General features: G+C 70.6%; 23 protein-coding genes. 11 read left to right on the top strand and 12 right to left on the bottom strand.

Features of this window, described 5'->3' with window-relative positions; translation table 11 throughout:
• Window positions 1-34: 34 nt before the first annotated feature.
• The 4 genes from AB0I18_RS03480 (at window position 35) to AB0I18_RS03495 (ending at window position 3,826) form a co-directional block, all read left to right on the top strand.
• On the top strand, window positions 35-805 hold the full coding sequence (locus tag AB0I18_RS03480; RefSeq protein WP_363103675.1) for an SDR family NAD(P)-dependent oxidoreductase: 771 nt from the start codon (window positions 35-37) through the stop codon (window positions 803-805).
• 49 nt (window positions 806-854) lie between these two features.
• On the top strand, window positions 855-2,186 hold the full coding sequence (locus tag AB0I18_RS03485) for a Rieske 2Fe-2S domain-containing protein (RefSeq protein WP_363103676.1): 1,332 nt from the start codon (window positions 855-857) through the stop codon (window positions 2,184-2,186).
• Window positions 2,187-2,189: 3 nt separating this feature from the next.
• Complete coding sequence (locus tag AB0I18_RS03490; RefSeq protein WP_363103677.1) at window positions 2,190-3,176, top strand: PDR/VanB family oxidoreductase; 987 nt, start codon at window positions 2,190-2,192, stop codon at window positions 3,174-3,176.
• Window positions 3,177-3,343: 167 nt separating this feature from the next.
• Complete coding sequence (locus AB0I18_RS03495; protein ID WP_363103678.1) at window positions 3,344-3,826, top strand: RDD family protein; 483 nt, start codon at window positions 3,344-3,346, stop codon at window positions 3,824-3,826.
• Between the two features lie 77 nt (window positions 3,827-3,903).
• Here AB0I18_RS03495 and AB0I18_RS03500 read toward each other — a convergent pair whose 3' ends face one another.
• On the bottom strand, window positions 3,904-4,824 hold the full coding sequence (locus AB0I18_RS03500; RefSeq protein WP_363103679.1) for an AraC family transcriptional regulator: 921 nt from the start codon (window positions 4,822-4,824) through the stop codon (window positions 3,904-3,906).
• A gap of 80 nt (window positions 4,825-4,904) precedes the next feature.
• Between AB0I18_RS03500 and AB0I18_RS03505 the strand changes: the two genes are divergently transcribed.
• Window positions 4,905-5,780 (top strand): NAD(P)H-binding protein, encoded by an 876-nt coding sequence (locus AB0I18_RS03505; RefSeq protein ID WP_363103680.1) that lies wholly within the window; start codon window positions 4,905-4,907, stop codon window positions 5,778-5,780.
• On the top strand, window positions 5,777-6,607 hold the full coding sequence (locus AB0I18_RS03510) for an SDR family NAD(P)-dependent oxidoreductase (RefSeq protein WP_363103681.1): 831 nt from the start codon (window positions 5,777-5,779) through the stop codon (window positions 6,605-6,607). The genes AB0I18_RS03505 and AB0I18_RS03510 overlap by 4 nt, the downstream gene beginning before the upstream one ends.
• A 63-nt stretch (window positions 6,608-6,670) precedes the next feature.
• Here the strand turns inward: AB0I18_RS03510 and AB0I18_RS03515 are convergent, their stop codons facing one another.
• The 5 genes from AB0I18_RS03515 to AB0I18_RS03535 form a co-directional block, all read right to left on the bottom strand.
• Window positions 6,671-8,224, bottom strand: coding sequence for an MFS transporter (locus AB0I18_RS03515; RefSeq protein WP_363103711.1), 1,554 nt, complete (start codon window positions 8,222-8,224; stop codon window positions 6,671-6,673).
• A 16-nt stretch (window positions 8,225-8,240) separates the two neighbouring features.
• Window positions 8,241-8,804: a TetR family transcriptional regulator gene (locus AB0I18_RS03520; RefSeq protein WP_363103682.1), complete on the bottom strand. Its 564-nt coding sequence runs from the start codon at window positions 8,802-8,804 to the stop codon at window positions 8,241-8,243.
• A gap of 99 nt (window positions 8,805-8,903) precedes the next feature.
• Window positions 8,904-9,725, bottom strand: a complete 822-nt coding sequence (locus AB0I18_RS03525) for an SAM-dependent methyltransferase (RefSeq protein WP_363103683.1) — start codon at window positions 9,723-9,725, stop codon at window positions 8,904-8,906.
• 555 nt (window positions 9,726-10,280) lie between these two features.
• Window positions 10,281-11,606, bottom strand: coding sequence for an ABC transporter permease (locus AB0I18_RS03530; protein WP_363103684.1), 1,326 nt, complete (start codon window positions 11,604-11,606; stop codon window positions 10,281-10,283).
• Window positions 11,607-11,611: 5 nt separating this feature from the next.
• Window positions 11,612-12,478 (bottom strand): ABC transporter ATP-binding protein, encoded by an 867-nt coding sequence (locus AB0I18_RS03535; protein ID WP_363103685.1) that lies wholly within the window; start codon window positions 12,476-12,478, stop codon window positions 11,612-11,614.
• 313 nt (window positions 12,479-12,791) lie between these two features.
• Between AB0I18_RS03535 and AB0I18_RS03540 the strand changes: the two genes are divergently transcribed.
• The 3 genes from AB0I18_RS03540 to ppk2 all read left to right on the top strand — a co-directional run bounded on the left by AB0I18_RS03540 (window position 12,792) and on the right by ppk2 (window position 15,191).
• Window positions 12,792-13,946, top strand: coding sequence for an inorganic phosphate transporter (locus AB0I18_RS03540; RefSeq protein WP_363103686.1), 1,155 nt, complete (start codon window positions 12,792-12,794; stop codon window positions 13,944-13,946).
• A 74-nt stretch (window positions 13,947-14,020) separates the two neighbouring features.
• Window positions 14,021-14,254 carry a hypothetical protein gene (locus AB0I18_RS03545; protein ID WP_363103687.1) on the top strand — a complete coding sequence of 78 codons (234 nt, stop codon included), beginning with the start codon at window positions 14,021-14,023 and terminating at the stop codon, window positions 14,252-14,254.
• Window positions 14,255-14,306: 52 nt separating this feature from the next.
• A complete protein-coding gene (gene ppk2 / locus AB0I18_RS03550; protein ID WP_363103688.1) occupies window positions 14,307-15,191 on the top strand; it encodes a polyphosphate kinase 2 in 885 nt (294 codons plus the stop codon).
• Window positions 15,192-15,210: 19 nt separating this feature from the next.
• Here ppk2 and AB0I18_RS03555 read toward each other — a convergent pair whose 3' ends face one another.
• Window positions 15,211-16,731, bottom strand: coding sequence for a HAMP domain-containing sensor histidine kinase (locus AB0I18_RS03555; protein WP_363103712.1), 1,521 nt, complete (start codon window positions 16,729-16,731; stop codon window positions 15,211-15,213).
• Between the two features lie 45 nt (window positions 16,732-16,776).
• Entirely contained in the window at window positions 16,777-17,541 is a 765-nt protein-coding gene (locus AB0I18_RS03560) for a response regulator transcription factor (protein ID WP_363103689.1), read from the bottom strand.
• Window positions 17,542-17,795: 254 nt separating this feature from the next.
• Between AB0I18_RS03560 and AB0I18_RS03565 the strand changes: the two genes are divergently transcribed.
• Window positions 17,796-19,064, top strand: a complete 1,269-nt coding sequence (locus tag AB0I18_RS03565) for a glycosyltransferase family 4 protein (protein WP_363103713.1) — start codon at window positions 17,796-17,798, stop codon at window positions 19,062-19,064.
• A 204-nt stretch (window positions 19,065-19,268) separates the two neighbouring features.
• On the opposite strand, the gene AB0I18_RS03570 is transcribed toward AB0I18_RS03565, so the two are convergent.
• The 3 genes from AB0I18_RS03570 to AB0I18_RS03580 all read right to left on the bottom strand — a co-directional run bounded on the left by AB0I18_RS03570 (window position 19,269) and on the right by AB0I18_RS03580 (window position 21,776).
• The gene (locus AB0I18_RS03570; RefSeq protein WP_363103690.1) at window positions 19,269-19,949 is read right to left on the bottom strand and encodes an FMN reductase; all 681 of its coding nucleotides are present in this window, start codon (window positions 19,947-19,949) and stop codon (window positions 19,269-19,271) included.
• Window positions 19,946-21,052: an LLM class flavin-dependent oxidoreductase gene (locus AB0I18_RS03575; protein ID WP_363103691.1), complete on the bottom strand. Its 1,107-nt coding sequence runs from the start codon at window positions 21,050-21,052 to the stop codon at window positions 19,946-19,948. Before AB0I18_RS03575 ends, AB0I18_RS03570 begins: the two co-directional genes overlap by 4 nt.
• A gap of 250 nt (window positions 21,053-21,302) precedes the next feature.
• Window positions 21,303-21,776, bottom strand: a complete 474-nt coding sequence (locus tag AB0I18_RS03580) for a hypothetical protein (RefSeq protein WP_363103692.1) — start codon at window positions 21,774-21,776, stop codon at window positions 21,303-21,305.
• A 157-nt stretch (window positions 21,777-21,933) separates the two neighbouring features.
• On the opposite strand from AB0I18_RS03580, the gene AB0I18_RS03585 reads away from it, so the two are divergent.
• The gene (locus AB0I18_RS03585) at window positions 21,934-22,272 is read left to right on the top strand and encodes a YnfA family protein (RefSeq protein WP_363103693.1); all 339 of its coding nucleotides are present in this window, start codon (window positions 21,934-21,936) and stop codon (window positions 22,270-22,272) included.
• A 27-nt stretch (window positions 22,273-22,299) separates the two neighbouring features.
• On the opposite strand, the gene AB0I18_RS03590 is transcribed toward AB0I18_RS03585, so the two are convergent.
• The gene (locus AB0I18_RS03590; RefSeq protein ID WP_363103694.1) at window positions 22,300-22,737 is read right to left on the bottom strand and encodes a nuclear transport factor 2 family protein; all 438 of its coding nucleotides are present in this window, start codon (window positions 22,735-22,737) and stop codon (window positions 22,300-22,302) included.
• Window positions 22,738-22,761 lie beyond the last annotated feature (24 nt).

Genomic DNA, 22,761 nt, shown 5'->3' on the forward strand with positions numbered 1-22,761 from the left:
GGCATTCGCATCACATACGGCAAAGGAGAAGTACGTGAGAGGACTGCACGGCAAGAGGATCGTCATCGCCGGTGGCGCCACCGGCATCGGTGCCGCGACGGCCACGCGGCTCGCCGAGGAAGGTGCGTCGGTCGTCGTCGGCGACATCAACCTGGATGCGGCGAAAGCGACCGCAGGACGGATCATCGACGCCGGCGGCACCGCGCTCGCCGTCGGGTTCGACCTGGCCGACGAAAGCTCCATCCAGGCCCTGATCGGCCGGGCCGTCACCGAACTCGGGGGAATCGACGGGCTCTACAACGTCGGCGCCGACCTGTCCGGGGACACCATGGGCCGTGACACCGACCTGCTGGGCATGGACCCGGCGATCTGGCGGCGCAACCACGACGTGAACCTGCTCGGCTACGCCCTCACCTGCCGGGAGGCCATCCCGCACCTGCTGGAACAGGGCGGCGGCGTCATCGTCAACACGTCCTCCGGTGCGGCGTGGGGCGGCGATCCCTCCCGTCCCGCGTACGCCGCCTCCAAGGCCGGCGTCGGCGCGCTGACCCGGCACATCGCGGGCCGCTGGGGCAAGGAGGGCATCCGCTGCAACGGCGTCGCGCCCGGCGTGGTGATGACCGACGCCTTCAAGCAGAGCGATTCCGCGGACGTGAAGGCCTGGGCCCTGCGGTCCATCAAGGGCCCCCGGCTGGGCGAGCCCGAGGACCTGGCCGCTGTCGTGGCCTTCCTGCTCTCCGACGACGCGGCCTACGTCAGCGGCCAGGTCTGGTCGGTCTGCGGCGGCTGGAGCCTGCGCGAATAGCTCATCCCCTCCCCCCACACAGCCACCTCCACTCGAAGAGTCAGGAATCATGACCGACTTCACGACAACGGACACCGGTACCGGATACGGCCGCAAACAGCCCTCCCACGACGCGCGCCTGACCGAGGTCGGCCCGGGCACGCCGATGGGTGAGGCGATGCGCCGCTACTGGCACCCGGTCGCCACCTCCGAAACGCTCACCGGCGAGGCACCCCACCGCACCCGCGTACTGGGCGAGGACCTGATCGTCTTCCGCGACGGACAGGGCCGCGCCGGCGTGGTCCACGAGCGGTGCGCGCACCGCGGCAGCAGCCTGTTCTACGGCCGGATCGAGGACGACGGCATCCGCTGCTGCTACCACGGCTGGAAGTTCGACGTCCAGGGCCACTGCCTGGAGCAGGCCTGCGAGCCCGGCGGCGGGCGCCGCCGGGAGGTGGCCCGCCAGCCCTGGTACCCGGTCGAGGAGCGTTACGGCCTGGTCTTCGCCTACCTGGGCCCGCCCGACCGCAAGCCGGCCCTGCCCCGCTTCGACGCCCTGGACCCCGCCGAGGAGGGCGACCGGTACTGGGCGGGCTGGCCGGTGCCCGGGGCGGAGGTGACGGGCATGGAGCAGGACTTCAACTGGCTGCAGATCTGGGAGAACGCGATCGACAACGCCCACGTCACCTGGCTGCACTACGCGCACAGCGGCGCCCAGTTGACCGGGACGGGCACCGCCGAGGGACTCCCGGAGAGCTTCTACGACCCGTCCCGGTATGCGGAGACCACGACGTATCACAAGACGGAATTCGGGGCGAAGTACCACCAGCGCTACGAGACGACCGCCCCGGACGGGACGCGCACCGAGCTGGAGTGGCGTCTTGAGCAGCAACTGCCCAACATCATCGCGCTGCCGGACTTCACCCAGGTCACGCCCGACGCACGGCACAACCTGCTGATCTGGGTCGTGCCCAGCGACGACACCCACCACCGGGTGTTCTTCTCCATCCGTGCCGCCGACCCCGGCCGTATGGAGCGGCTGGTCTTCGGTATCAAGCAGAACGGCAGGATGTTCTGGGAGATGACCGAGGAGGACCTGCGGAAGTACCCGAGCGACATCGAGGCGCAGGGTTCCCAGGGCCCGATCACCCTGCACTCAGAGGAGACCCTGGCCACCTCCGACCGGGGCGTGGTGATGGTGCGCCGGATGCTGCGCACCATGGTCGACGACGTCGAGGCCGGCAAGGACCCGTTGGGCGTGAGCCGGTCCGACGGCCCGCCGCGGCACATCGACTCCGGTGTGTTCACCGTGCCCGCCGACTCCGACGCGATTCTCCAGGAAGGCACGGCTCCGAGCGCGTTCTCCGCACCGAAGTCGGCCGCGCCCGCTCCCGGGGTGTGACGGGTGGCGACGACCTGGCTGGACGCGGTCGTCGTCGCCCGGACGGCGGCCACGGCGAACATCGCGGTACTCGATCTCGCCCCGGCCGGCGGCGGGCCGGACTTCCCCGCGTACACCGCCGGGGCACACATCGACGTACTGATCGACGTACTACTGGAACAGGGCGGGCTACTGGAACAGGGCGGGCTGACCCGCCAGTACTCCCTGTGCGGTCCGCCCGGCACCGGTCAGTACCGGCTGGCCGTGCTGAACGACCCGGCCTCGCGCGGCGGGTCCCGGGCGATGCACACCCTGGAGGTGGGTGACCGGCTGCGGATCTCCGCACCGCGCAACCGGTTCCCGCTCACCGCCGCGCGCCGGCATCTGCTGTTCGCCGGCGGTATCGGCATCACGCCGCTGCTGGCCATGGTCGGCAGCCTGGATGCCGAGGGCGGCGACTACACGCTGCACTACTGCGTACGCAGCCGCGGCGACGCGGCCTTCGTCTCCGAACTGGCGGACAACCCGCGGGTCGCCTTCCACTTCGACGACGAGGACCCGGGTCAGCGGCTCGACGTGGACAGTTGCCTCGGGACGCCCTCGCCCGACACGGCGGTCTACGTCTGCGGCCCCGGCGGCTTCATGGACCACGTGCTGGGCCGCGCCGAGGCCGCGGGCTGGCCGCCCGCCGCGCTCCACAAGGAACGGTTCGCCGCCGGTGCCCCGGCTCCGGACGCGGCGGAGCCGGGCGCGTTCACCGTCCGGCTGGCCTCCACGGGCGCCGAGTACCAGGTCCCCGAGGACCGCAGCGCGCTCGATGTCCTGCTGGAGAACGGCATCGACGCGCCGTCCTCCTGCCAGCAGGGCATCTGCGGAGAGTGCGTCGTACGAATCCTGGCCGGCGAGCCCGACCACCGCGACGACGTCCTCAGCCCGGGCGAACAGGCCGACGGCCTCTTCGCACCCTGCACCTCCCGGGCGCTGTCGCGGGTCCTGGAACTGGACATGTGAACGAGCCGCACAGGCGAACGGCCGGGCGGCCGACCCGTCACGACCAGCCGACCCGTCACGGCCAGCCGACCGGTCACGGGCGGCCGCCCGGCATCACGACGAGGCCTTTCCTCCGCCTCGACTCTTCCTCTCCCTCTTCCTCTCTCCCTCTTCGACAAGGAGCGCATGTGGATCACACCCGAGAATCGCGCGGAGCACCGCGCGGCGGGCGGCCCGGCTCAAGCAGTCCCGCGACCGAGTCCGACGACTCCGGCAGACCGGGTGCCCTGGCGGCATGGGGCCCACGAGTCTGCGCGAAGCTCGTCGACACCCTGGTCGTCGCGGTCCCGAGCTTCCTGTGCTACTTCCTCGGCGAACTCTTCCTGGACGCCGGCGCCTGGATCAGCACGGTCGTCAGCATGATCGGCTGGCTCTGGGTGATCTACGAAATGGGCACCACAGGCCAGTCGGTCGGCAAGCGCCGGATGGACATCCGCCTGGTGGGCGAGCTAACCGGTCGACCGGTCGGCTTCGGCAGAGCCGTCGTCTACGAGGTCGCACAGATCCTGGACGCGCTGCCCTTGGGGGTCGGCTACCTCTGGCCGCTGATCGACAAGAAGCGGCAGACCTTCTCCGACAAGATGCTGCACACCCTCGCCGTCCGCGCCTGACCGTCCGGCGCGGGGCGCGCTGGTCCCCGTACGGCTGATTCCCGTACGGCAGGTCCCCGTACGGCAGGTGACGCGTATCAAGCGGGCCGCTCCGGTGCCGCGGCCCGGTGTTCGGTCGGAGTGATGCCGCGCAGGCGCTTGAAGGCGACGCTCAGTGCGAAGGTGTTGGCGTAGCCGACCCGGCGGGCGATCGAGCCGACCGTGGCGTCCGTTTCGCGCAGCAGGTCGGCGGCCAGGTCGATGCGCCAGGAGGCGAGGTAGGCCATCGGCGGTTCGCCGACCTGTGCGGTGAAGCGGCGGGCGAGCGCGGCGCGGGACACCCCCGTCCCGGCCGCGAGCTCCGCCACGGTCCACGGGTGGGCCGGATCGCCGTGGAGCAGGCTCAGCGCCTGGCCGGCCACCGGGTCGGCCAGTGCGCGGTACCACCCGGGCGCGTGCGCCTCCGAGCGGTCGAACCAGATCCGGAGCGTGGTGACGAGCATCAGGTCCAGCATCCGGTCGCGCATCACCTGCTGGCCGGGCCGGTCGCCGAGGACCTCATCGACGAGCAGGTCGAGCAGCGGGCCGCGGCAGTCGGTGTCGGGCAGCACCAGCACTTCGGGGAGCACCTTGAGCAACCGCTCGCTGATCTCGCCCTGGCCGGTGTAGGCACCGCTGAACAGCAGGGCCGAGCCGTCGTCGGCGGGCAGGCCGCCCTCGGCGGCGTCGACGGTCGCGACCTGCGGCGGGGCGGCCGGTTCATCAGTGACCGGGTCAGCGACCGGGTCGTCGGTGAGGGTGTACGAGGCCCGGCCGCGGATGAGCGCGATGTCCCCGGTGCCGACCGGCACCCGGGCGCCCTCGGCGGGCACGATCCACGCCCGGCCGCGCACCATCGTGGCCAGCGTCAGCGGTGAGCCGCCGGGGAAGTTCAGGGACCACGACTGGTCGATGATCGTCTGCCGGAACAGAGCACCGCGCGCCCGCACCCCGTCCAGCAGCTCGGAGAGTACGTCCACCTCACCATCGTAGACGTACAGACATCGAACTGAGCCTTTGAACCATCGCCCGTCTCACCACGAGGGGCTTGACTGGGCTCATGACCAAGCAGACGACCAAGCAGACGGCCAAGCAGACGGCCAAGCAGACGGCCAAGCAACTGATTCTCGTGACCGGCGGTACGGGCAAGACCGGTAGCCGCGTCGTATCCCGGCTGCGGGAGCGGGGCACCCCGGTCCGGGTGGCCTCGCGCTCCGGCGAGCAGCCCTTCGACTGGCACGACCGCACCACCTGGGACGCCGCCCTGGAAGGCGTGACGGCGGTGTATCTCGTACCGCTCGACGGGGAACTCCTCACCCGCCCGTTCGTCGAACGCGCCGCGGAACTCGGCGTCGAGCGCGTCGTGCTGCTGTCGGGACGCGGTGTGGACACGCCGGAACAGGCCGATGTCACCGGCCCGAGCCACCTGGACGGTGAGAACGCGGTGCGGGCCGGCGGCCTCGCCTGGACGATCCTGCGCCCCGACTGGTTCACGCAGAACTTCGACGAGGGCTTCTTCCGCGACGCGGTCCTCGCCGGCGAGCTGCGGCTGCCGCTCGGGGACGCCGCGGCCGCCTACGTCGACGCCGAGGACATCGCCGCGGTCGCCGTCGCGGCGCTCACCGAGGACGGCCACACCGGGCAGACGTACGACCTCTCCGGGCCCCGGGCCCTGACCATGGCCCAGGCCGCCGCCGAGATCTCCAGGGCCACGGGCCGCGACATCCGCTATGTCCCGCTGTCCCCCGAGGAGTTCGTCGCCGAACTCGCCGGCCAGGGCTGGCCGGCCGCCGACGCGGAGTTCTACGCCAAGGCGTTGGGCCCGGTCCGGCAGGGACTGAACAGCCACATCTCCGACGGCGTCCCGCGCGCCCTCGGCCGCCCGGCACGCGACTTCACCGACTACGCACAGGCGACCGCAGGGGCATGGCGATGACCGGGGACACCGCCACGTCGGTCTGGTTCGTCACCGGTGCGGCGCGCGGTCTTGGCCGCTCCTTCGTGGAAAGCGCGCTCGAACGCGGGGACCGGGTCGCGGCGACCGACCGCGGCACCGGGCCCCTCGCCGATCTGACGGCCGCGTACGGAGAGCAGCTGCTCGTGCTGCCCCTGGACGTCACCGACAGGGCCGCCGCCCTCGACACGGTCAACAAGGCCCACGCGCACTTCGGCCGACTGGACGTCGTGGTCAACAACGCCGGCTACGGCCAACTCGGCATGGTCGAGGAGCTGACCGACACCGAGATACGGGATGTGTTCGAGACCAACTTCCACGGGGTGCTCTCGATCACCCGGGCCGCTCTGCCGCTGCTGCGCGCACAGGGCGGCGGCCACATCGTGCAGATCAGCTCCATCGCGGGCATCCTCGGGATCCCGGGCGGCGGCGCCTACGCCGCCTCCAAGTGGGCCATGGAGGGGATGAGCGAGGCGCTGGCCGCGGAGGTCGCGGGCCAGAACATCAAGGTCACCATCGTCGAGCCGGGCGGCTTCGCCACGGACGGACCCGGCGTCTCCGCCCGCCACGCCGAACCGAATCCGCTCTACGACGACGTCCGCACGGCCTTGGCCGCCAACATGGACCTGACCACCATGGGCGACCCCAAGGCCGCCGGCCCCGCCCTGCTGAAGATCGTGGACGCCGAGAACCCGCCCCTGCGCGTCCTCTTCGGCACCCCGCCGGTCCAGATGATCAAGGACCACTACGCGCGCAAGCTGGCCACCTGGGCCGAGTGGGAACACGTCTCGCACGCCGCCCACGGCTGAGCGGCACACCGCCGGGAAAAGCGCCGAGAAGAGCTGGGTAAACCTTCTTCCTGCTGGTCTCGCTCATGCGGTGGACCCGGTCTGCTCGGTGGCCCCGGTCTGCTCGTCGGTGCTCGGCGCGGGTGTCCGGGCGAGGTAGCGGTACGTGAACAGGCTGCCGGCGGCGAGGACAGCGGCGGCCAGGGCCAGCGTGACGGTGTATCCGTTGTCGAAGGCGCTCTTGGCGGCGTCCAGGAGGGGCTGGGCCTCGGTGGCGGGCAGTCGGCCGGCGGTGGCGCGCGCTTCGTCGAGGCTGTCGGCGGCCGCGGCGGGGGTGTTGTCGGGCAGGGCGACGGTACGGGTGTAGACGGCGGTCAGGACGCTGCCGAGGACGGCGACACCGGTGAGGCTGCCGAGTTCGTACGAGACCTCCTCGACGGATGAGGCCATACCGGCGCGGTGGGGCGGGGCGCCGCCGATGATCGCGGCTGACGCGGCGGACATGGTGGCACCGAGTCCGGCACCGGCCAGGAGCAGCCCGGGCACGACCCAGCCCGAACTCCGCGCCGAGCCCAGCACGGGAACGGCACCCGGCGTCAGCAGAACGGTGATCAGAACACCCAGCGCACCGACGAAGAGACCGCCGCCGATCAGCGTACGGACGCTGACGCGGTACGCCAGGCCGCCCGCGACGATCCCGGCGGGCAGGGCGCCCAGCGCGAAGGCCCCGACGAGCAGCCCCGCACCGAGCGGTGTGTGGCCGATGACGAGTTGGAGGCGCTGGGCCAGGATGAGCTGGATCCCGGCGGTGGCGAACATCGCCAGTGCGGCGCCGAGCACGCCGACGAGGATGCCCCGGTTACGGAAGAGGGAGAAGTCGATGAGGGGGTAGGTCCGGGTGCGCTGGCGTCGTACGAAGGCCCGGAAACCCACGGCCGACACGAGCAGGGCCAGCGCGATGTGCAGGGGCGCGGGATCCGGCTTGGTGGCTTCCTTGATCGCGTAGACCAGCGGAACCAGGCCGACCATGACGTGCAGGGACGCGACCGGGTCCCAGGGCCGGTCGGGCCGGCCCGCACCGCCCGGTGCGAGGAAGACGGTCGCGACCAGGGCGAGCAGCACGACGGGCACGTTGACCAGGAACACCGAGCCCCACCAGAACTGCTCCAGGAGCAGCCCGCCGAGAACCGGTCCCAGTGCCGTGCCGATGATCGACATCGTGCCCCAGATCCCGATGGCGACACCGCGTTCCCGCTCGTCCTCGAAGGTGATGCGGATCAGCGCGAGCGTCGCGGGCATCATCGTGGCGGCGCCGACCGCCAGGAACGCCCGCCCGGCGATCAGCACCTCCGGGGACGGGGCGAACGCGGCCACCGTCGACGCGATCCCGAACAGCACCAGACCGATCAGGAACATCCGCTTGTGCCCCACGCGGTCGCCCAGCGTGCCGGTGCCCAGCAGCAGCCCGGCCGCCACCAGCGGATAGGCGTTGATGATCCACAGCTTCTGCGACGCGTCGGCGCCCAGGTCACCGGTCAGGGTCGGCAGGGCGGTGTACAGCACCGTCATGTCCACCGAGATCAGGAACAGCCCCGCCGAAACGGTCACCAGGACCCACCAGCGTCGCGCCTTGCCCATGCTGCTCATGCCGCACCTACGCCTTTCCGCGCGGGGAAGTGTCCGACGACGACTCGGCCAACGCGGTGATCCTCTGATGCAACGCCTCCTTGACCGCGGGCGCGAGCTTCACGCGCGTGGTCGCCTCGAACATCCAGAGCCCGTCCGCGGCCAGCCACGCCAGCAGCAAATCCGCCTGGTCGGGCCTGGGTTCGGCCAGTTCCGGCAGCCACCGCTCCATCAGCTGGTACCACACCTGCGCCAGCTCCGGCTGGTGTGCCGACTCCAGCATGAACGCGAGATCCGCCTTGCTCGTCCCGCCGCGCATGGCCAGCCGGGCGTACGCGGCCACCCGCTCCCGTGCCGTCGCCTCCTCGTGCGGCCTGCCCAGCTCCGCCAGCAGCCGCTCCTCCCACGCCTCGGTGAGATGCCGCTGGATCGCCACCAGCAACTCGTCCCGCGTACGGAAGTGGTAGAGCAGGCCCCCCTTGGTCACGCCGGCCTCCTCGGCCGCCGCGTCCAGGGTCAGACTGGTGATGCCCTCACGCTCCGTTACCCTGATCGCGGCATCCAGGATCTTGGTCCTCGAACTCGGTCGCATAACCGTAACTGTACCAACCAGAAGGTACAGTTACGAAACCGGGGAGGCCCCATCCGCGCCTGCCGGGCAAGCCCGGACGGGCACTCCCTCGTGATCTCGTCAGGGCTTGCGGCCCAGACCCCCGTGCTGGCCGATCGGCGTCGGCGCGCCCGAACCCGCGGTCGCCTCCGGGCGCCACAGCGGAACCGACACCACCCCGGGCTCCACGAGCTCCAGGCCCTCGAAGAAGGCCTCGATCCGGGAGACGGGACGCAGGAAGTACGGAACCGCGCCGGTCTCGTTGTAGCCGTCCTGGGCCGCTTCGTAGGCCGGGTCGGTGCCGCGTGAACCGTCGTTGACCGAGAGGTAGCTGCCGGACGGGAGGCCGTCCACCAACTGGCGGACGATCGAGCGGGCCTGGTCGTAGTCCCCTACGTGCCCGAGGATGCCGCTGAGGATCAGGGCGGTCGGGCGGGTCAGGTCCAGCGTCTTCGCGGCGGCCGCCAGAATGCGGTCCGGCTCGAACAGGCTGGCGTCCACGTAGTCGGTGGCCCCCTCCTTTGAGGAAGTGAGCAGGACACGGGCGTGCGCGAGGACCAGCGGGTCGTTGTCGACGTAGACGACCTTGGCCTCCGGCGCGAGCCGCTGGGCGACCTGGTGGGTGTTGTCCACGGTCGGCAGGCCGGTGCCGACGTCCAGGAACTGCCGGACGCCCGCCTCCTCCACCAGGTAGCGGATGGTACGGCCGAGGAACGCGCGGCTGCTGCGGGCGATCGTCACGATGCCGGGGAAGACCGCGGTGTACGCGTCGCCGGCCTCCTCGTCGACGGGGTAGTTGTCCTTGCCGCCCAGCCAGTAGTTCCAGATCCGGGCCGAGTGCGGCACCGAGGTGTCGATTCTCTGCCTCGCCGTCGGGCCGGTCGAGCTCTCGTGGTCGGTCATGGGCACCGTCTTCTCATCCAAGGCGCGTACTGACACGCACAAACCTAAGGTCCAAGTCCAACGCCCAAGATACGTACGCCGTTTCGATCCACGGCGCCGGCCCTTGCCAGGTTGTTGGCTGCGGGCCGGTGGGGGCCGATCGCGCAGTTCCCCGCGCCCCTGAAAAGACGAAAGACCGGGGGCCTTGGGACGGTGTTCACGCTGCGGGCCGGTGGGGGCTGGGTGCGCAGTTCCCCGCGCCCCTAAAGGACAAAAGACGAGGCCGGGGTCGGAACAGGTGCCCCCACCGGGCCGCTGTCGGCCTCCGGCGTGAGGGGTCGTGTCGGGGTGTCCGATCGCCGCGGCAACATGCCATGACCGAATATCCCAGAGCGGCGATCGGATACCCCGTCGCGGCACCGACCCCACCACCCACCACCCCAGGGGCGCGAGGCTGTGACATTGTGCGGCTCCGCCGCGTGGGCGCGACCAGCCCCCACCGAACCCGCAGACAAACAAAAGCAAGAAGGGGAGGCCACCCAAAGGCGGCCACCCCTCACCCCACCGACCCACGACTCACGCAACCAGCCCCACCGCCCCAACCGCCGACACCCGCAACACCCGCCGAGCGGTAACCAGACTCGTCCCCACCGTCGCAGCCATCGCAACCGCCATGATCCCGACCCAGATCCCCAACCCCGCGTCCGGCAGAACGGAGTCCGTACGGACCATCGTGAAGGGAACGATCCCGGCAAGAGCAGCCGCCGTACCGAAGAAGATCCCCATCCCCGTGAGCACAAGCGACTCGATACCGACCACACCGAGAACCTGACCCGGAGTCGCCCCCGCCAACCGCTGCTGCCCGAACTCCCGGCTGCGATAAGTCGTCGCCGCGTACAGAGAGTTGATCAGCATGATGCAGGAGAAGACCACGATGATCCCGACAACCACGAAGTTGAGGGTCTCGAGGTTCTTGTCCTCGACGGACTTCGTGAGGCCGGATGCCTTCATGGCATCGTTCTCGACCGCCTGCATATAGAGCGTCGCCGTAGCCATACCCGTGAAGAGAATCAACGGCATGAGAACACCGGACAACTGAGCGGCACGCTCCCGCATGACCCGCACAGCGAGGTAACCACTCGGCCCCGACAGCGGAAGCCCGTCGAGCACCCCCCGCAACAGCCTCGGCGACAGCAGCGCGAACCCGACCGCGAGGAAGATCGACCCGTACACCGGCGGAGCCATCAGCGCCGCATCGGACGCGGAGAAGGCGAACGTGGAGCAGATCGACAACCCGCCGACCCCCAGAGCACCGTACGAGAAGAACGCCCGCCCCCGCCCACGACCCCGGCGCCCACCGGCGACCCGCCCCCGCGTCGCCCGCCGCACCGCGAGGAACGCCGCCCCCGCCGAGGCGATCAGCATGATGGAGAAGCCCGACATCAGCGCAACGGGCCCGAAGGAGTAGCCGACGGACTCGGCGACCTGCCCACCGTCCTGGAAGAGATTCAGCAGCACCCGTCCACCGAGCATCGCGGGCCCGATCGCGAGCAGCGCGCCCACCAGGGAGACGACCACCGACTCCCCCACCACCATCCGCTTGATCTGCCCGGGCGTCGCGCCGGAGCAGCGCAGCAGCTCGATCTCGGAGGAGCGCTGACGGACGTTCACCGTCAGGGTGGAGGCGACGGCGAAGAACACCAGCAGGCTGCCGTACCCGCCCACGACCCCCGCCGCCGTGGACAGGGTCTCCGCGCTGACGGAGTCGACCCCCGCCGCACCGGCCGTGTCGTGCATCGAGTTGAAGGTCATGATGATCGCCGCGCCCAGGAAGGCGGACAGCAGCGTCGCGGCGAAGCGCCCGGGGCGCTGCCGAATGGAACGCATGGCCAGAGCAAACATCTCCGTCACACCCCCGCCGGAACGTCAGAGACCGAGTCACCGGAAACCGAGTTACCGGAAACCGAGCCACCGGAGACAGCGTCACCGGGGACCGAGCCACCAGAAACCCCGCCACCTGAGACCGCGTCGCCCAGGTGCGCGAGCCGCTCCGCCACCGCGTCCACGGTCGGCCGGGCCATCTCCCCCGCGAGCCGCCCGTCCGCCAGGAAGACGACCGAGTCGGCGTACGAGGCCGCCACCGGGTCGTGGGTCACCATGACGACCGTACGGCCGTGGACCCGCACCGCCTCCTGGAGCAACCGCAGAACATCCCGCGCGCTGCGCGTGTCCAGCGCACCGGTCGGCTCGTCGGCGAAGATCACGCTCGGCTCGGTGACCAGCGCACGGGCGATGGCGACGCGCTGGCGCTGGCCGCCGGAGAGCTGGTCGGGCCGGTGGCCGAGCCGGTCACCGAGACCGACGGCGGTCAGGATCTCCGCCACCCGCGCCCGGTTCACCCGGCGCCGGGCGAGCTTGAGCGGCAGGATCGTGTTCTGGGCCACGGTCAGCGTGTCCAGCAGGTTGTACTGCTGGAAGACGAAGCCGATCCGGCTGCGCCGGAACTTCGTCAGCTCGGCCTCGCTGCCGCCGCTCATCTCCGCCCCGTCCACCATGACGATGCCGCTGTCCGGCCGGTCGAGTCCGGCCGCGCACTGCAGCAGCGTCGACTTGCCGGAACCCGAGGGCCCCATGACCGCGGTGAAGGTGCCGCGCGCCAGGCTGAGCGTCACCCCGTCGAGGGCGGTCACGGCACTGTCGTCGGTCCCGTAGGTCTTGCTGACCTTGACCAGCCGCAGGGCCTCGGCGGCGGAGCCCGAGCTGTGTCCCCGCATACGTCGAGCGGTCGTGGGTCGATCGGTTCGGCGGAACATCGTCATCAGCCTCCGTCGGGCGCTTCGGGCACTCCCTGTGCCTCGTGAAAGACGCTACGGAGAGGACGGGCCGGGCACATTGGGCGCAGAACCCGTAAGAGGAGGTGTACTCAGCGACACCTCCCCCGCCCGCTTACCACCCGCCTACCGCCCACCAACCGCCCGGACAGCCCCGGTTCACCGCCACCGGGGCCACAACTGCCATGGCCACAACCTTGCGAACCCTTTGCCTCCGCTTCGCCGCCCGTACGCCTCCGCTTGCTTGCATCGAGTCATGGACCACATCACGTTCCTCGTGGCCGTCGTCATCGTCACGGCCCTGGCGTTCGACTTCACGAACGGGTTTCACGACACCGCGAACGCCATGGCCACCTCCATCGCCACCGGCGCGCTACGGCCCAGAACGGCGGTCCTGATCAGCGGCGTACTGAACGTCGTCGGCGCCTTCCTGTCCACCGAGGTCGCGAAGACGATCTCGGGCGGCATCGTGGACGACACCCTGGTGACACCGGGCATGATCTTCGCCGGTCTGGTCGGCGCGATCCTGTGGAACCTGACGACCTGGCTGATGGGGCTGCCGTCGAGCTCGTCGCACGCGCTCTTCGGCGGTCTGATCGGAGCCGTGTGGGTCGGCGCCGGCCAGCACGGCGTGCACTTCGACAAGGTGGTCGAGAAGGTGCTCGTCCCCGCGATCGCCTCGCCCATCGTGGCGGGCGTGGCCGCGCTGATCGCCACCTACCTCGCGTACCGGCTCACCGCCCGGGCCCGGCAGAAGTCGGTGACGAAGGGGTTCCGGCTGGGGCAGATCGCCTCGGCGTCGCTGGTCTCGCTCGCGCACGGCACGAACGACGCGCAGAAGACGATGGGCGTCATCACCCTGACCCTCATCTCGGCCGGGGCGCTCGGTCACGACGCGGGGCCCCCGGTGTGGGTGATCGCGTCGGCCGGTCTGGCCATCGGGCTCGGTACGTATCTGGGCGGCTGGCGGATCATCCGGACCATGGGCAAGGGGCTCACGGAGATCCAGTCGCCGCAGGGCTTCGCGGCCGAGACGGCGTCCACGACCGTCATCCTCACCTCCGCCCACCTCGGTTTCGCGCTGTCCACCACCCAGGTGGCCTCGGGCAGCATCCTCGGGGCCGGTCTGGGCAGGCGTCTCGCCGAGGTGCGCTGGGGTGTCGCGGGCCGGATGGTGATCGCCTGGCTGGTCACCCTGCCGGCCGCCGCGCTGGTCGGCGGCCTCGCGGCGAGCGTGGTGGTCAACGGCGGGACCTTCGGCACCGTGGTGATCGCGGTGCTCGCCCTGGCCGTGACCGGCTTCATCGTCCTCGCGTCCCGCCGCAACCCGGTGCACGCGCACAACGTCAACGACACCCACGAGGTCAGCGTCCGCGCCGACGAACCGTCACGGGTCGGCACCGCCGCGTAGGCCCGTAGCAGCTCAGGGAGAAGTGGTCCCTAGCAGGTCAGGGAGAAGTCCGTAGCGGATTCAGGGAGAATGGGATGCAACTGGACTGGACCGCCCTCGGCGAGGTCGCCGCGGTGAGCACCGGAGTGACGATCGGAGTCGTGGTCGTCTTCGCCCTCGGTGTGCTGGGCCTGGCCCGCGTGGAGGCCGCGCGGGAGGGCGACGCGGGCACCGACGCGGTGGGGCTCGGCGTGGCCGGGCTGTGCTTCCTGGCGTGCGCGGCCGTGGTGGCGTACGGGATCTATCTGATCGTGCCGCAGTTCCACTGAAGCCCGGTACCACCGAAGGCCGGCGATCGACGCTCAACGGGAGAAGACAGACATGACGGAACTGCTCGGCGGCATGCGAGTCGACTACAGCGACCACGACGACCCGGTACTGATCCGGCCCGACGGCAGCCCCGTGGACACCTGGCGGGAGAACTACCCCTACCGGCAGCGCATGGAGCGCAAGGAGTACGACTGGCACAAGCGGCTCCAGCAGATAGAGCTGCTGAAGCTGCAGAGCTGGATCAAGGAGACCGGGCGCAGGCTGGTCGTCGTCTTCGAGGGGCGGGACGCGGCAGGCAAGGGCGGCACGATCAAGCGCTTCACCGAGCACCTCAACCCGCGCGGCGCACGCGTCGTCGCCCTGGAGAAGCCCACCGAGCGTGAGCGCGGGCAGTGGTACTTCCAGCGGTACGTGGAACACCTGCCGACGGCCGGCGAGATCGTCCTCTTCGACCGCTCCTGGTACAATCGGGCCGGCGTGGAGCGGGTGATGGGCTTCTGCTCCGACGACGAGTACCGGCGTTTCACGCGGCAGGCGCCCGCCTTCGAGCGGATGCTCGTCGACGACGGCGTGGACCTGGTGAAGTTCTGGTTCTCGGTGTCGCAGGGCGAGCAGCGTACGAGGTTCACGATCCGGCAGGTCGACCCCGTACGGCAGTGGAAGCTCAGCCCGATGGACCTGGCCTCCCTCGACCTCTGGGACGACTACACCGCCGCGAAGGTCGCCATGTTCCGCGAGACGGACACCGAGCAGGCGCCCTGGACCGTGGTGAAGAGCAACGACAAGAAGCGCGCCCGGGTGGAGGCGATGCGCAGCGTACTGGCCCGCTTCGACTACACGGGCAAGGACCACGAGGTGGTCGGCCACCCCGACCCGAGCATCGTGGGTGCGGCGGCGACCCTGCTGGAGGAGGGCGAGGACGACACCGCCGCGTAGGCCGGCGCCACCGTCATCCTCATCCGTCGAGGTCGCCCACCGTGAACCCGATCACCGACCCGCCCCCCTCCCGCCGCCGCGCGAACGGCTCACCCCCGTGGGCCGTCGCCACCTCCCGCACGATCGAAAGACCGAGCCCGGAGCCGGGCAGGCTCCGGGCGTCCGGCGCACGGTAGAACCGGTCGAAGACCCGGCCGAGGTCCTCCTCCGCGATACCGGGACCCCGGTCACGGACCTCGATACGGACGACACCGGTTCCGGAACCGGCGCCAGGACCTGCACCGGAACCAGCACCCGTACCGACACCGCCCCCGACACCTCCCCCGGCCCCGGAATCGGCACCCCCCGTCACGACGATCTCGATCGCCCCGCTCCCGCCCCGGTCGAACTTCGCCGCGTTGTCGACAAGGTTGGACAGCGCCCGCTGCAACGCACCGGGCCGCCCGTCCACGACCGAGCCACCGGCGCCACCGAAGTCACCGGCCCCCCGTACCGTGACCTCGACATCCCGCCCCGTCCGCCGCCGTGCCGCCACCGCCACGTCCTCCGCGATGTCGGCGACGTCCACCCGCCGCACCGGCTCGGCGTCCGACTGGCCGGCCGCGAGGTCGACCAACTCGTTGACCAGGTCGGTCAGTTCGCGTGACTCCTGGGCGAGGTCGGCGACCAGTTCCTCGCGGACGGCGGGCGGCAGTTCGTCGATGCGCCGGAGCATGGAGATGTTCGTACGCAGGGAGGTCAGCGGCGTACGCAACTCGTGGCCCGCGTCCTGGACGAGGCGCCGCTGGTCCTCCTCGGACTGGGCGAGCCGGCCCAGCATCCGGTCGAAGGAGCGGCCGAGCCGGGCCACCTCGTCGTGGCCCGCGACCGGCACCTGGATGCCGAGCCGCCCGGTGCGCGCCACGACCTCGGCGGCCCCGGCGAGCCGGACGAGCCGCGAGGTGATGCGCCGGGCCAGCCACCAGCCGAAGAGACCCGCGGCGACGACGACGGCGGCCACCAGCAGCACGGTCCGCTGCTGGAGTTCACGCAGCAGGTCCTCCGTGTCGCTGAACTCCTGCGCGACCTGCACCGCGCCCCGCCCGCCGCCGAGCGCGACGGTCGCCACCCGGTACACGTCGTCGTCGCCGACCTCGACGTCACCGTGCTCCACCAGCCGCCCGGCGGTCCGCGCGGCCGCGGCGGCCCGATCGTCGGCGTCGACGGGCAGCGGCGGGTGACCCCGGTCGACGACCCCGCCGTCGGGCCCCAGCACCTGCACGGCCGTGCCGCTCGGCCGGATCAGTTCGTCGCGCGGGCCGCCGTCGGTGTCCGAGGTGACGAAGTCGGCGGGGGCCAACGGGCTCTGGCGTACCTGGGCCAACAGGTCCTGCACGACGCCTTCGAACACGGTCTGCTGGTCGACGCGGACGAGCCGGGCGGCGGCGTCGTACGACAGGAAGCCGACGAGCACGGTGACGACGGCCGCCACAGCCGCGAAGGACACCGTGAAGGTGGTGCGCAGCGAGGACAGCCGGGCCCCGGCCACCCAGCGCTTCACCTTCGCCTTGGTCCTCGCCTTCGTCCTCGCGCCCCGGGGCGGCACTCAGTCCTCCCTCAACACATATCCCACGCCCCGCACCGTGTGGATCGGCGCGGGCAGGCCCGGCTCGTCGAGCTTGCGCCGCAGATAACCGACGTACACGGCGAGGTTCTTGGAGCCGGGACCGAAGTCGTAGCCCCAGATCCGGTCGTAGATGGTGGTGTGGTCGAGGACGATGCCCGCGTTGCGGACCAGGAGTTCCAGCAGGTCGAACTCGGTGCGGGTGAGTTCGATCTCGCGCCGGCCGCGCCAGACGCGGCGCGCCGGCGGGTCGATGCGCAGCCCCGCGGCGGTGAGCAGCCCGTCCGTGTTTGTTACGCCGGACACACCGGACACGTCGCGCACATCTCGTACGTCGTCTCGCACATCGCCTCGTACGTCGTCTCGTACGTCGTCCGGGGCACTCGTACGCCGGAGCAGTGCCCGCAGCCGGGCGAAGACCTCCTCGACGTCGAAGGGCTTGACCACGTAGTCGTCGGCTCCGGCGTCCAGGCCGGCGATCCGGTCGGCGGTCTCGACGAGTGCGGTGAGCATCAGAATGGGTGTGCGGTTGCCCTCGGCGCGCAGGACGCGACAGACCTGGAGGCCGTCGATTCCCGGCATCATCACGTCGAGGACGAGCACGTCGGGCGGGGTGCGGTGGGCCTGCGCGAGCGCCTCGACGCCGTCAGCGACGGCCGTTACCTCGTACCCCTCCAGAGTGAGAGCCCGTTCCAGGGCGTGGCGAATGGCTCGGTCGTCCTCGGCAAGCAGCAGATTGTGGGGCACGGAACCAGTCTGCCAAGACGTTCCCTACGTACTACCTGTTGAACGGGGGTACGGCCGGGCCTCTTACCCGGCTCTCACCTCACCGGGACCGGCGGCTTACCTCGCCCAGCCACTGTGTCCCGTATACAAGGGGCGAGCGCCGCGACGGGGAGGCCACGCACCGCATGAAGCGCACGGAACGCACCGAACGTACGGAACGTAGGGAGACCGCGAAGCGCATGAGCCGCAAGGGTCGCAGGGGTCGCAACGGCCGCATGAAGATCGTTTTCCTGCTGCACAACGCGTACGCCATCGGTGGCACCGTGCGCACCACGCTCAACCTGGCGACGGCGCTCGCCGCGCGGCACGACGTGGAGATCGTGTCGATGCGGCGGCACCGGGACACACCGCGCTTCGACATCGATCCGCGGATCACGCTGGTACCGCTGGTGGACGTACGGGACGACAGCCCCGATCTCACCGACCCCGAGCACGCCCTGCCGGCCGTCGACTTCCCCGTCGCCGACAAACGGTACGGGCAGTACACACGGCTCACCGATCTGCGCGCCCGCGCCTACCTGTCGGCCTGCGACGCCGACGTGGTGGTCGGTACGCGGCCCGGCATCAACGTCTACGTCTCCCGCTTCGCGCCGCGCCGGACCCTGCGCATCGCCCAGGAACATCTGCGGCACGACTCCCACAGCAAGCGGCTGCGGAGTGCGCTGGCCCACCACTACCGCGTACTCGACGCGGTGGTGACCACGACGGAGGCGGACGCGAAGGTGTACCGGCAGCGGATGCTGTTGCCGGGCGTACGGGTCGCGGCGGTGCCGAACATAGTGCCGGCACCAGAGCGACTGGACCGCGATGAGAACGCGAGAGTGGTGGCCGCGGCCGGGCGGCTGGTCCCCGGCAAACGCTTCGACCTGCTGATCGAGGCCTTCTCGGCGGTCGCCTCCAAGGAACCGGAGTGGAGCCTGCGGATCTACGGCGGCGGCCCCGAGCGCGAACACCTCCAGTACCTGATCGACGGCCTGGGCCTGGAGGGCCACGTGCGCCTGATGGGGCCGCGGACGCCCATCGAGGCGGAGTTCGCGAAGTCGGCCCTCGTCGTCTCCGCCTCGGACGCGGAGTCCTTCGGGATGACGCTGGTCGAGGCGATGCGCTGCGGGGCCCCGGTCATCAGCACGGACTGCCCGCTGGGCCCCGCCGAGATCATCACGGAGGGCGTGGACGGCCGGCTGGTCCCGGTGGGCGACGCCCGCGGTCTGGCCGAGGCGATGCTCGACCTGATCGTCGACGAGCCGCTGCGCCTCGCGATGGGCGAGGCGGCCCTGCGCAACTCCCGCCGCTACGACCCCGAACCGATCATGGAACGCTACGAGCGGCTCTTCGCGGAGCTGAGGTCGACCCGGGGCCGCCGCAACCTGACCCGCAACCGGGTCCGCGCGATGGGCTGGGCCCGGCGGCGGGTCCGCAGGCTGCGGCGAGCGGTGAACGGGCGCCGGACGAGTATCGGCGGCACGAGCACGGCGAGGCCCTGACGGGCCCCACCCAGTACGCCGGGCCGTCCCGCGGGGAGTGTTGTCGGGCGGCTGCGGGCCGGTCGTGGCTGGGCGCGCAGTTCCCCGCGCCCCTAAAAGAACCGGTCCGCAGGCACACCCTCAGGGGCGCGGGGAACTGCGCGCCCAGCCACAGCCAACCCGCACGTCCCCCATCGACATCAGCCACCCCACCCGACCCGAGCCCTACTCAGGCCGCAACGCCGCGAGTTGCTGCTCGAAGGGGACCACCTCGAAGCCCCCGTAACTCACCCGGTCGACAGAACCGGCGGCCGCAGGCTCGTCGACGACCGCGGGCTCCGGCTGCCAGGCCGCCGCCGAGGCAACCCGCACCGGCGGAACAACACCGGCGGCCGCCCCGCCCGCCAGCCCCGCCAACTCCCCCGCCGCCCGCTCGATCCGCTCGGCCAGTCCCTCCGCACCCCAGTCCTCCGAGGCCGCGTACACCCCGGTCGGTACGACGACGGCCCGCAGATACGAGAACAGCGGACGCAGCGCGTGGTCCAGGACCAGCGAGTGCCGCGCCGACCCCCCGGTCGCGGCGACCAGCACCGGTTTGCCGGCCAGCGCGTCCTTGTCCAGCACGTCGAAGAACGACTTGAACAGGCCGCTGTAGGAGGCGGAGAAGACCGGCGTGACGACGATCAGACCGTCCGCGGAGACCACCGCGTCCTGGGCGGCCCCGAGCGCCGGACCGGCGAACCCGGTGGTGAAGTTGTGCGCGATGTCCACGGCCAGGTCACGCAGCTCGACGACCTGGACGTCCGCCGCCGGGACCCGCCCGGCGGTCGCCTTGGCCAGCCGGTCGGCCAGCAGGCGGGTGGACGACGGAACACTCAGCCCCGCGGAAACGACGACCAGCTTCATGACACGGTCACCTCCTCGCTGTCCTTCATGTCCTTGGCGGCAGCCACCCGCGCCGCATGCGTGGGAGCCTCCGGCACACCGGCCGGACGCCCCTTGGCGAACTCCTCGCGCAGGACGGGCACGACCTCCTCGCCCAGCAGGTCGATCTGCTCGAGGACGGACTTCAGCGGCAGCCCGGCATGGTCCACGAGGAACAACTGCCGCTGGTAGTCACCGGCGTAGTCCCGGAAGGCCAGCGTCTTCTCGATCACCTGCTCCGGCGAGCCGACCGTCAGCGGAGTCTGCTCGGTGAACTCCTCCAGGGACGGCCCGTGCCCGTACACCGGCGCGTTGTCGAAGTACGGCCTGAACTCCCGTACCGCTTCCTGGGAGTTGCGCCGCATGAACACCTGACCACCAAGACCGACGATCGCCTGCTCCGGCGTGCCGTGCCCGTAGTGCGCGTACCGCGACCGGTACAGCTCGACCATCCGCTTGGTGTGCTCGGCCGGCCAGAAGATGTTGTTGTGGAAGAACCCGTCCCCGTAGTACGCGGCCTGCTCCGCTATCTCCGGCGAACGGATCGACCCGTGCCAGACGAACGGCGGCACGTCGTCCAGCGGCCGGGGCGTGGCGGTGAACGACTGCAACGGCGTACGGAACTTGCCCTCCCACGTCACCACGTCCTCGCGCCACAGCCGGTGCAGCAGCGCGTAGTTCTCGACGGCGAGGTTGATGCCCTGCCGGATGTCCTGCCCGAACCAGGGGTAGACCGGGCCGGTGTTGCCGCGCCCCATCATGAGATCGACCCGCCCGTCGGCCAGGTGCTGGAGCATCGCGAAGTCCTCGGCGATCTTCACCGGGTCGTTGGTGGTGATGAGGGTGGTGGAGGTGGAGAGGATGAGGCGCTCAGTCCGCGCGGCGACATAGCCGAGCATGGTGGTCGGCGACGACGGCACGAACGGCGGGTTGTGGTGCTCACCGGTCGCGAAGACGTCGAGCCCGACCTCCTCGGCCTTCCGCGCGATGGCGACCATGGCCTTGATCCGCTCGTGCTCGGACGGCGCCCGGCCCGTGGTCGGGTCCGGCGTGACGTCACCGACGCTGAAGATCCCGAACTGCATCGCAGTCTCACCCTTCGAAGTTCGTTTACAATTCAACTATACCCACAAACGACACCCTCCACCGAGCTATTCCCCACACATCACCCCCCTAGGGGCGCGGGGAACTGCGCACCCAGCCCCCACCGACCCCACACCCACAAACCAACCCGAGCCCCCACCCCCCTAGGGGCGCGAGGAACTGCGCGACCAGCCCCCACCGAACCCGCACCCAACACACCACAGAAGTCCCGTCCCTCAGAAGGACTCCTCCTCAAAAGACATACGTGTCCCCGGTATCCAGCACCAGCACCGCCTGCCGATCGTTACGGTGATTACGATCCACGGCCCCACCACCCCACACCGTGTCGATCTCCAGCCCCACCTCCGACGGCACACCCCTCAGCCGTACCGTCATGGCGATCGTCTCCCCCCACCCGTCCGCCGGCAGCGCCCCCGTCCGGCACACCACCGCCCGCACCTCCGACCGCGCACACCCACCCGGCAACCGCTGCCCGTCCGCGAGCGGCACCGACCACCGCAGCCGCACCGTCGCCTCCGCGACAGCGGACGGCCCGTGGTTCTGCGGCGTCATCCGCAACTCCACCCGTCCGCCCGCCATCGCCACGTACCCGTGATAGGCGAGATCGGCCTCAGGAGCCGCCGCCACCGCCACCGCCGGAGCGGCCGCACCCACCACGATCGCTCCCACCACGACGGCCGCTCCCAGCGCACAAAGAATCCGCATCTGTCATGTCCTCCGCGTCGGCCCGCATCTCACCGTGTCACCGGATGTATGCCACCTGGGCGGCCCGGCAGGCGCCGCCCATCAGGTGAGACACCCCCGGGCGAGACCGACGCGACCGCCACGAAACCGCCGCACGCGGCCGTGCGAGGCTGACCGCATGCTGATCGTCCGCTCCGTCGCCCTGTTCGTCATCGCCGCGCTCTTCGAGATCGGCGGCGCGTGGCTGGTCTGGCAGGGCGTACGCGAACACCGCGGATGGCTGTGGATCGGCACGGGCGTCATGGCCCTCGGCGCGTACGGCTTCGTCGCCACACTCCAGCCCGACGCGAACTTCGGCCGCATCCTCGCCGCGTACGGCGGAGTCTTCGTCGCCGGCTCCCTCGCCTGGGGCATGGTCGCGGACGGCTTCCGCCCCGACCGCTGGGACGTGACGGGCGCGCTGATCTGCCTCGCGGGCATGGCCGTGATCATGTACGCGCCCAGAAACGGCAGCTGACCCCGCCCGTCAGGCCCGTCAGGCCCGTCAGGAGGGCGTGTCCGGCAGCAACCCCAGCTGCTCCAAGAACTCCAGCTGATCGAAGTAGAGCCGATAACTGGCGATCCGGCCGTCGTCGTCAATGGTGGCGATGTCACACCCGCGGACCCTGACCTCCTTCTGGGTCGCGGGCAGGGACTCGCCGGAGGGCAACTGGATCGGTCCCGTGTTCTTACCGCTGAAGAAGCCCTCGTCGATGGCGGTGGCGCCCACTTCGTACGCGTACACCGACTCGAACGTGGCCTCGGGGATCGCATCCGTCATCTGACGCCAGTACTCGACGATGTGGTCGCGCCCGTGGATCTCGCCGCCGTCGGGCGTGACGGCGACCGCGTCCACCGCGTAGAGCTCGGCGACGGCCTTGATGTCCGGGGTCGTGGTGAGCGCCTCGGTGAGCCGGTCCATGACCTCACGCGCCTGTCCCATGATCCACCTCCTGCACAGGAGGAT

The sequence above is a fragment of the Streptomyces sp. NPDC050704 genome (assembly GCF_040654355.1).
Lineage (GTDB): Bacteria > Actinomycetota > Actinomycetes > Streptomycetales > Streptomycetaceae > Streptomyces.

Excerpts from the sequence above, each read along its gene's own strand:
- AB0I18_RS03485 (WP_363103676.1), top strand. The coding sequence starts at position 855 with ATGACCGACTTCACGACAACGGACACCGGTACCGGATACGGCCGCAAA.
- AB0I18_RS03505 (WP_363103680.1), top strand. The coding sequence starts at position 4,905 with ATGACCAAGCAGACGACCAAGCAGACGGCCAAGCAGACGGCCAAGCAG.
- AB0I18_RS03510 (WP_363103681.1), top strand. The coding sequence starts at position 5,777 with ATGACCGGGGACACCGCCACGTCGGTCTGGTTCGTCACCGGTGCGGCG.
- AB0I18_RS03515 (WP_363103711.1), bottom strand. The coding sequence starts at position 8,224 with ATGGGCAAGGCGCGACGCTGGTGGGTCCTGGTGACCGTTTCGGCGGGG.
- AB0I18_RS03520 (WP_363103682.1), bottom strand. The coding sequence starts at position 8,804 with ATGCGACCGAGTTCGAGGACCAAGATCCTGGATGCCGCGATCAGGGTA.
- AB0I18_RS03525 (WP_363103683.1), bottom strand. The coding sequence starts at position 9,725 with ATGACCGACCACGAGAGCTCGACCGGCCCGACGGCGAGGCAGAGAATC.
- AB0I18_RS03530 (WP_363103684.1), bottom strand. The coding sequence starts at position 11,606 with ATGTTTGCTCTGGCCATGCGTTCCATTCGGCAGCGCCCCGGGCGCTTC.
- AB0I18_RS03535 (WP_363103685.1), bottom strand. The coding sequence starts at position 12,478 with ATGCGGGGACACAGCTCGGGCTCCGCCGCCGAGGCCCTGCGGCTGGTC.
- AB0I18_RS03540 (WP_363103686.1), top strand. The coding sequence starts at position 12,792 with ATGGACCACATCACGTTCCTCGTGGCCGTCGTCATCGTCACGGCCCTG.
- AB0I18_RS03545 (WP_363103687.1), top strand. The coding sequence starts at position 14,021 with ATGCAACTGGACTGGACCGCCCTCGGCGAGGTCGCCGCGGTGAGCACC.
- ppk2 (WP_363103688.1), top strand. The coding sequence starts at position 14,307 with ATGACGGAACTGCTCGGCGGCATGCGAGTCGACTACAGCGACCACGAC.
- AB0I18_RS03565 (WP_363103713.1), top strand. The coding sequence starts at position 17,796 with ATGAAGATCGTTTTCCTGCTGCACAACGCGTACGCCATCGGTGGCACC.
- AB0I18_RS03570 (WP_363103690.1), bottom strand. The coding sequence starts at position 19,949 with ATGAAGCTGGTCGTCGTTTCCGCGGGGCTGAGTGTTCCGTCGTCCACC.
- AB0I18_RS03575 (WP_363103691.1), bottom strand. The coding sequence starts at position 21,052 with ATGCAGTTCGGGATCTTCAGCGTCGGTGACGTCACGCCGGACCCGACC.
- AB0I18_RS03580 (WP_363103692.1), bottom strand. The coding sequence starts at position 21,776 with ATGCGGATTCTTTGTGCGCTGGGAGCGGCCGTCGTGGTGGGAGCGATC.
- AB0I18_RS03585 (WP_363103693.1), top strand. The coding sequence starts at position 21,934 with ATGCTGATCGTCCGCTCCGTCGCCCTGTTCGTCATCGCCGCGCTCTTC.
- AB0I18_RS03590 (WP_363103694.1), bottom strand. The coding sequence starts at position 22,737 with ATGGGACAGGCGCGTGAGGTCATGGACCGGCTCACCGAGGCGCTCACC.